General features: G+C 62.2%; 5 protein-coding genes. 4 read left to right on the top strand and 1 reads right to left on the bottom strand.

Annotated features, from left to right (window positions below; translation table 11 throughout):
* The 3 genes from AYR66_RS21445 to AYR66_RS21435 form a co-directional block, all read left to right on the top strand.
* Positions 1 to 775, top strand: a 775-nt coding sequence (locus AYR66_RS21445) for an NAD(P)/FAD-dependent oxidoreductase (RefSeq protein ID WP_088709983.1), incomplete at its 5' end; no start/stop codon positions are given.
* A gap of 261 nt (positions 776 to 1,036) precedes the next feature.
* Complete coding sequence (locus tag AYR66_RS21440; protein ID WP_234814967.1) at positions 1,037 to 2,848, top strand: putative bifunctional diguanylate cyclase/phosphodiesterase; 1,812 nt, start codon at positions 1,037 to 1,039, stop codon at positions 2,846 to 2,848.
* A 40-nt stretch (positions 2,849 to 2,888) separates the two neighbouring features.
* Positions 2,889 to 8,030, top strand: coding sequence for a HAMP domain-containing protein (locus tag AYR66_RS21435; protein WP_088709193.1), 5,142 nt, complete (start codon positions 2,889 to 2,891; stop codon positions 8,028 to 8,030).
* On the opposite strand, the gene AYR66_RS21430 is transcribed toward AYR66_RS21435, so the two are convergent.
* Complete coding sequence (locus AYR66_RS21430) at positions 8,027 to 8,299, bottom strand: hypothetical protein (RefSeq protein WP_088709192.1); 273 nt, start codon at positions 8,297 to 8,299, stop codon at positions 8,027 to 8,029. The genes AYR66_RS21435 and AYR66_RS21430 overlap by 4 nt on opposite strands.
* 221 nt (positions 8,300 to 8,520) lie before the next feature.
* Between AYR66_RS21430 and AYR66_RS21425 the strand changes: the two genes are divergently transcribed.
* Positions 8,521 to 8,719, top strand: a 199-nt coding sequence (locus tag AYR66_RS21425; protein WP_420093116.1) for a dioxygenase family protein, incomplete at its 3' end; no start/stop codon positions are given.

Here is an 8,719-nt window from a genome sequence, read left to right as displayed (position 1 = left end):
CGCCGCCCAAGCCTGCGATATGGTGCCGGTATTGCGCCGCGAACGCGTGCTCGGCGCCGTCTACGAACCGGACGCATCCGACATGGATGTCCACGCGCTGCACCAGGGCTACCTGCGTGGCTTGCGCGCCGCTGGCGGACAGGTGCAATGCGATGCGCCGGTGGCGGCAATGGAATATACGGGCAGCGTCTGGCGCGTTTCGGCGGGCGGACAGGTATTCGAAGCGCCGGTCGTCGTCAACGCCGCGGGCGCGTGGTGCGACGCGGTCGCCGCGATAGCGTGCGCAGCACCGGTCGGGCTGGTGCCGATGCGCCGCTCTGCATTCACCTTTGCCGCGCCCGACGGGGTCGATGCCACGCGCTGGCCGATGTTCATCGGCGTCGATGAAAGCTATTACGTGAAGCCCGATGCCGGGCTGCTGCTCGGCTCTCCGGCCAATGCCGATCCAGTCGAGCCGCACGATGTGCAGGCCGAGGAACTCGACGTGGCGCTCGCCATCGACCGCATCGAGACCATGACCACACTATCGATCCGGCGTCCGCGCCATGTCTGGGCGGGGCTGCGTTCCTTCGTCGCCGACGGCAGCTTCGTCGGCGGCTTTGATGCGAAGGCGCCGGGCTTCTTCTGGGCTGCCGGCCAGGGCGGTTACGGTATACAGTCTTCAGCAGCCGCAGGTGAACTGTATGCGGCGATGCTGCGTGGCAATGCCGTACCGGAACATATTCGAGGATTCGGCGCTGACCTCGCGCAGTTAAGTCCCTCTCGCATCCGCTGATCCCGCCTTGCTATTTCCCTGGTGCATCACTAACGATGCACCAGGGAAATTTTCCGCCCCAAATCCTCGTCTTTCATGCAATTCCCCGTCTTGCAACGGGAACATTGTGTCTTCTCATCTTTCTAAACGCACTCGGCTTGAGACGCCAGGGAAACGTTTGCGCTGCGCAAACTTTCCTGCCGTCATCATGCCCCATGGATACGCTACGCCCGCCAAGGGTAACGAGAGACGACGCAATTGATTAAACCAAAAATTCTCCTCGTGAATGATCACCCTCCGAGCCTGCTCGCACTGAAAGCCTTGCTGGTCAATGCCCCGCAAGCTGCCGAGTACGAGGTGATCACCGCGACGTCCGGCGCCGAAGCGCTGCGCGCGGTACTCGACCATCATTTCGCCGTGATCTTCCTCGATGTCAGCATGCCCGGCATGGACGGATTCGAAACGGCGCAGACCATCCACTCGCATCCGCGCTCGGCGTCGGTGCCGATCATTTTCATCACCGCCTATTACGCCGATGAAATGAATCGCCTCCGCGGCTACCAGCACGGTGCCGCGGATTACCTGATCAGCCCGGTCATCCCGCAGATCCTGTACAGCAAACTTGCGGTCTTCATCGAGCTGGCCAAGAAAAATCTCCAGCTGCAATACCAGAAGGAAGAACTGGCGCTGATGAACCGCGACCTCCAGGTGCAGCAGATGCGGGACCTGAAACGCATCAACGCCGCCCTCGAGACAGAAATCCTCGAGCGGCGGCAGGCCGAGGCGCGCGCCCATGACCTCGCCACGCGCGATCCCCTAACGGGCCTGATGAACCGCCGCTCGCTGACGGAACGGCTGGAGCATGCGATCGCCATGGCCAACCGCTACGGCCAGCGGCTGGCGCTGCTCTTCCTCGACCTTGACCGTTTCAAAAGCATCAACGACAGCCTGGGCCACGATGCCGGCGACGAGCTGCTGCGGCAGGTCTCTGAAAGGATTGGTGGCGCTGTGCGCGAGTCGGACATCGTCGCGCGCCTGGGTGGCGACGAGTTCGTGGTACTGATGGAAGCCCTGCCCAGCTACGCCGCAGCGGCGGAAGTCGCGCGCAAGATCATCGCCACCATCGACGTGCCTTTCCACCTCGGCTCGCAAACGATCAAGACCTCGGCCAGCGTCGGCATCAGCCTGTTTCCACAGGACGGCAACACCATGCAGACGTTGATGCGGAGCGCAGACCTCGCGATGTACCACGCCAAGCAGGAGCAGCGCGGCACCATCCAGTTCTTCCATGAAGACCTGAATGCGCGCATGCTCGAACGTTGCCGCATGGAGCAGGAGCTGCAGCAAGCGCTGGACAATGACGAATTCGAGCTGTATTACCAGCCCAAGATCGAAGCCCGCACCGGCCGCGTGGCCGGCGTTGAAGCGCTGCTGCGCTGGCACCATCCGCGCCTGGGACTGCTGAGCGGCGGCCAGTTCATTCCGGCAGCGTCCGAAACCGGGATGCTGGTATCGATCGGCGAATGGGTGATCGCCGCCGCGTGCGCCCAAGCCCGGCGCTGGCGCGACCAAGGCCTGCCAACACCCTCGATACCGATCGCGGTCAATGTCGCCATCCCGCAGATCTACGCCGACCTGCCCGACATCCTCCATCGCGAATTGCGCAGGCAGCAGGTGCCGCCTTCCAGCATCCAGCTCGAAATCACCGAATCGCTGGTCATCACCGACACCGAAAAGGCGACCTCGGTCCTGCGCGAAATCAGCGAGAGCGGGATCACGATTGCCATCGATGATTTCGGTACCGGCTATTCCTCGCTTTCCATCCTCAAGACACTGCCGATCGACATCCTCAAGATCGACCAGTCCTTCGTCCGCGACCTTGGCAAGAACCCCAGCGATACCGCGATCGTCGCCGCCATCGTCAACATGGCCCGGGCGCTTGCCCTGCGCGTCGTTGCCGAAGGCGTCGAAACCCGGGAGCAGCTCGCGGTCCTGCATGACCTCGGCTGCGACGAACACCAGGGTTACTACTACAGCAAACCACTGCCGGCCGGAGAGCTCGTGCAGACGCTGATGCAGCGCAGCCTGGCCTGAGCGGCCAGGGATTCCTCACATTTCTAAGAAGGTCACCTCCATGGAGCTGAGCGCCACCACCATCGACGAGCTCGACGTCAAAGTCCTGCTTTCCACCCTCAAGGCACTGAAAAAAGGCGACTTCACGGCACGCATGCCGACTGACTGGACCGGACTCGCCGGCAAGGTCGCCGACACCCTTAACGACATCCTCGATGCCAATGAACAGATGGCCGAAAGCATTACCACCGTCAGCCGCGTCGTCGGACGCGAGGGGCGGCTGAACCAGCGCGCCACCATCCCGGGCCCGGGCGGCGGATGGGATGCGATGGTCCGCGCGGTCAATACCCTGATCGACGACCTCGTGCATCCAACCACGGAAATGGCGCGCGTGATCGGCGCCGTCGCCAAAGGCGACCTGTCGCAATGCATGGCGCTCGATGTGGACGGTCGGCCGTTGAAAGGCCAATTCCTGCGGGCGGCGTCGACGGCGAACACCATGGTGGACCAGCTTTCTTCCTTTGCCTCGGAAGTGACGCGCGTGGCACGTGAAGTGGGTACCGAAGGCAAGCTCGGCGGACAGGCGAACGTGCCGGGTGTCGCGGGTACATGGAAGGACCTCACCGACTCGGTGAACTCGATGGCAGGCAACCTGACTTCGCAGGTGCGGAACATTGCCGACGTCACGACCGCAGTGGCGAACGGCGACTTGTCGAAAAAGATCACCGTGGACGTGCGCGGCGAAATTCTCCAGCTGAAGGACACCATCAACACCATGGTGGACCAGCTTCGATCCTTTGCATCCGAAGTGACGCGCGTGGCGCGCGAAGTGGGTACCGAAGGCAAGCTCGGCGGACAGGCCTACGTGCCCGGCGTGGGCGGCACATGGAAGGACTTGACCGACAACGTGAACTTCATGGCGTCCAACCTGACCGGCCAGGTGCGAAACATCGCGGAAGTGACCACGGCGGTGGCGCGTGGCGACTTGTCGAAGAAGATTACCGTCGACGTGAAAGGCGAAATTCTTGAGCTGAAGGACACCATCAACGTGATGGTGGACCAGCTGAATTCCTTCGCATCCGAAGTGACGCGTGTGGCGCGCGAAGTGGGCACCGAGGGCAAGCTTGGCGGCCAGGCGCATGTGAAAGGCGTGGGCGGCACGTGGAAGGATCTGACCGACAACGTGAACTTCATGGCGTCCAACCTGACCGGCCAGGTGCGAAACATCGCGGAAGTGACGACGGCGGTGGCGCGTGGCGATCTCTCGAAGAAGATTACCGCCGACGCCAAGGGCGAAATCCTCGAACTGAAAAACACCATCAACGTGATGGTGGACCAGCTTTCTTCGTTTGCATCGGAAGTGACGCGCGTGGCGCGCGAGGTGGGTACTGAAGGCAAACTGGGTGGCCAGGCGAACGTGCCGGGCGTGGCCGGTACGTGGAAGGACCTGACCGACTCGGTGAACTCGATGGCGGGCAACCTGACTTCGCAGGTGCGTAACATCGCGGACGTGACCACGGCGGTGGCAAACGGCGACCTCTCCCGCAAGATTACCGTGGACGTGCGCGGCGAAATCCTCCAACTGAAGGACACCATCAACACCATGGTGGACCAACTGCGATCCTTTGCATCGGAAGTGACGCGCGTGGCGCGTGAAGTGGGTACCGAGGGCAAGCTCGGCGGTCAGGCGAATGTGCCGGGCGCATCGGGTACCTGGAAAGATTTGACCGACAACGTGAACTTCATGGCATCGAACCTCACCGGCCAGGTACGCAACATCGCGGAAGTGACGACGGCGGTGGCACGCGGCGACCTGTCCAAGAAGATCACCGTGGATGTCAAGGGAGAGATCCTTGAATTGAAGAACACCATCAACGTGATGGTGGACCAGCTGTCTTCGTTCGCCTCGGAAGTGACCCGCGTGGCGCGCGAAGTGGGTACCGAAGGCAAGCTCGGCGGCCAGGCGCAGGTCGAAGGCGCTGCCGGCACCTGGAAGGACCTGACCGACAACGTGAACTTCATGGCGGCGAATCTGACCGCGCAGGTGCGCGGTATTGCCGGCGTGGTGACAGCGGTGGCGAACGGTGACCTGAAGAAAAAGCTGACCGTGGCTGCACGCGGCGAGATCGCGGCGCTGGCCAACACCATCAATGAAATGACCGACACGCTGGCCGTGTTCGCCGATCAGGCAACCACGGTGGCACGTGAAGTGGGTGCCGAAGGCAAGCTGGGCGGACAAGCAAAGGTGCCGGGTGCGGCGGGTACCTGGAAGGATTTGACCGAGAACCTGAACCAGATGGCGGCGACACTGACCACGCAGGTGCGCGCTATTGCGGAGGTGGCAACGGCGGTGACGCGCGGCGACCTCTCGCGTTCGATCCAGGTGGAAGCGCGCGGCGAAGTGTCCTACCTGAAGGACAACATCAACGAGATGATCCGCAACCTGAAGGAAACCACGCAAAAGAATGCGCAGCAGGACTGGCTGAAGACCAACATCGCACGCTTCACCCGCCTGCTGCAGGGCCAGCGCGACCTGTCCGCGGTGACCACCCTGATCCTGTCGGAGCTGGCACCGCTCGTCCATGCACACCACGGCGTGTTTTACCGGATGGACGCCGCGCAGGACGATCCCTGCCTGCGTGTGGTGTCCACCTACGGCTATCGCTCCGCGGAAGAACTCACACGCACCTTCCGTCCCGGCCAGGGACTGGTGGGCCAGTGCGCGGTCGAGAAGCAGCGCGTGTGGCTGACCAACGTGCCGCGCGATTACATCCAGATATCGTCGGGGCTCGGCGCCGCACCGCCAACTAATATCGTGGTGCTGCCCATCCTGTTCGAACAGCAGGTGATGGCGGTCATCGAGATTGCGTCGCTGGAACGCTTTACCGAGACCCACCTGAACTTCCTCGACCAGCTGATGGAATCGATCGGTGTGGTGTTGAATACCATCGAAGCCAACAGCCGCACCGAATCGCTGCTCACCCAGTCGCAATCGCTGGCGCAGGAGCTGCAGCAGACCAACCTTGAGCTGGCGGAAAAGGCACGCCTGCTGTCCGAACAGAATATCGAGGTGGAACGCAAGAACCGCGAAGTGGAACAGGCGAAGTTCGCGCTGGAAGAAAAGGCCAGTCAGCTCGCGTTGTCGTCCAAGTACAAGTCCGAGTTCCTCGCCAACATGTCGCACGAACTGCGCACCCCCTTGAACAGCCTGCTGATCCTCGCGCAGCAGCTTTCCGACAACCCGGAAGGCAACCTGACGCCGGGCCAGGTCGAGTTCGCCCGCACCATCCACGGGTCGGGCAGCGACCTGCTGACGCTCATCAACGACATTCTTGACCTGTCGAAGATCGAGTCCGGCACCGTCACGCTGGAGCTGAGCGAGTACCGATTCGAATCCTTGCGTTCCTACGTGGAGCGCACCTTCCGTCACATGGCGGATGCCAAGAAGATCGACTTCCGCATTGAACTAGACAATGGCCTTCCGCCGTCAATGCGCACCGACACGACACGCCTGCAGCAGATCCTGAAGAACCTGTTGTCCAATGCCTTCAAGTTCACTCCGCACGGGCAGGTCGCCCTGCGCATCGATGTCGCATCCGGCGGATGGACTGCCGACCATCCAACACTCTCAGGCGCGGACGCGGTGCTCGCATTTTCCGTCACAGATACCGGCGTCGGCATTTCGCAGGACAAGCTGCAACTGATCTTCGAAGCCTTCCAGCAGGCCGACGGCAGCACTGCGCGCAAATACGGCGGCACCGGCCTCGGCCTCTCCATCAGCCGAGAACTGGCACGCCTGCTGAGCGGTGAAATCCGTGTCGAGAGCGAACTCGGCAGCGGCAGCACATTCACTCTCTATTTGCCCTACCATCGCGAGGGCATCGCCGTGTACGACTATCCGCCGGCCCAGGCGTTGCCGTCCGATTTGCCGCCGTCCATGCCGCCGGTTCCAGGGCTGCGGGAAGACGCGTTCGACTTGCAGCATGAGGATGACGATGCACCGCCCGACGACCGCGCCATCCTTGCTCCCGGCGAACCGGCGGTCCTGATCGTGGATGGCGATGAAGACAATGCCATGGAACTGCTCGGCCACGCACGCGGGCACAATTTCAAGGGCATCGTCGCGCTGCAGCCGGATTCGGCACTTGCCCTGACGCGTGACTACCGTCCGGCGGCGATCCTGCTCGACATCGACCGCGACGAAAGCAGCTTCACCATCCTCGACCGCCTCAAGCGCGACCCCGGCACACGGCACATCCCGGTCCATGTGCTGTCGGAAAACGACAGCCGCGAGCGCGCGTTGCGCCATGGGGCGATCTCCTGGCTCCAGAAACCGGTCAGCGTGGGCCGCATGCATGAAGAACTGAAGCGCATTCAGCAGTTCGTCACCAGCGCACGGCGCCACCTGCTGGTGGTGGAGGATGACCCGATCCAGCGCGATGCGATCGTGCGGCTGATCGGCGATGAGGACATCCACATCGAAGCGGTCGAGACGGGGCAGGACGCATTGCGCCTGCTCAGGCGCGCGCCCTTCGATTGCGTGGTGCTCGACCTCCGCCTGCCGGATGTCGACGGCTTCGACCTGCTCGAGCAGATCGGCGCCGACTATGCGCTGCGCAATGTACCCATCGTCGTCTACACGGCGGCGGACCTCGATGCGGAGCAGACCGACCGGCTGCAGCGCATCGCCAAGACCGTCGTGCTGAAGGATGCCCGTTCGCCGGAACGGCTGGTCGCTGAAACCGCCCTCTTCCTGCATAGGTCGCTCGACAGCCTTCCCGAAACACAGCGTCGCATGCTGGACGATGTGCAGGCTGCAGACGTCAGCCTGGCCGGGCGGAAAGTGCTGATCGTGGACGATGACCTGCGCAACATCTTCGCGCTGAGTTCCGTCCTGGAACGCCAGCACATGAAAGTGCTGTACGCGGAAAACGGCCGCGACGGCATCGAGATCCTGCAGTCGGATCCTTCTATCGACATCGTGCTGATGGACATCATGATGCCAGGCATGGATGGCTACGATACGATGCGCGCCATCCGCAAGAATGCGCGGTTCAGGTCATTGCCGATCATCACGTTGACGGCCAAGGCCATGAAGGGAGACCGCGACAAGTGCATCGCGGCGGGCGCGTCGGATTACATCACCAAGCCGGTGGACACGGGGCAACTGCTGTCGCTGATCCGGGTGTGGATACACGGTTAATCGGGTACGGACTGCCGCTCGGCCCGGGATGAGAGTTCGCGCTGCTTGTTCTCCTGCCACCACGCAAGGAAACGCGCGAACTGGCCGTCGAACCGGACCATTTTCAGGTGCTCGTAGACTTCGCTGCACAGGGCTGCTTCATCCAGGCTGATCTGCATCTGCGTCGCGGCGAATTCGCAGTCCCAATATGCCTGTTCCGCCTCGCCGGGAGCGAGGTTTCCCAGTGTGGCGGATGAAACCAGGATAAACGCAGGGAGCGCGGATGGCATTGCCGTTCTCCTTGGGGGCACACTTTCAGTGTAGGGAGGCGAGCGGCAATGTCGTTGGTTGTCTGCCAAGTTTTAGAATGATGTTATCGCGAGGCGGCTATCCCTGCGGTGCTGGTCATCAATGAACAGGAAACGATCTATCAACGATTTGCGGATTTATCTCTTGCCAGCGAACGAATATAGTCAGTTGTGTGACTAATTCCGTAATGGAGAGATGAACTATGACCCGCCTGCCGACGCTATTCGTATCCCACGGCTCGCCGATGCTGGCTGTCGAGGACAGCCCGGCAAGCCGCTTCCTGCGCGGGCTTGGGCGTTCGCTGCCCACGCCCCGCGCCATCCTAGTGGCATCTGCCCACTGGGAAACCATGGGCGGCCCAGCCGTCAGTCTCGCGCAAAAGCCGGAAACCATCCATGATT

The organism is Noviherbaspirillum denitrificans (assembly GCF_002211445.1).
Taxonomy (GTDB): Bacteria; Pseudomonadota; Gammaproteobacteria; order Burkholderiales; family Burkholderiaceae_D; genus Noviherbaspirillum; species Noviherbaspirillum denitrificans.
Note: the sequence above shows the minus strand (reverse complement) of the source record. Positions and strands in the feature narration are given on the sequence as shown.

What these genes read in the sequence shown, in the direction of transcription:
- AYR66_RS21430 (WP_088709192.1), bottom strand. Translation starts at nt 8,299, where the DNA reads ATGCCATCCGCGCTCCCTGCGTTTATCCTGGTTTCATCCGCCACACTG.
- AYR66_RS21435 (WP_088709193.1), top strand. Translation starts at nt 2,889, where the DNA reads ATGGAGCTGAGCGCCACCACCATCGACGAGCTCGACGTCAAAGTCCTG.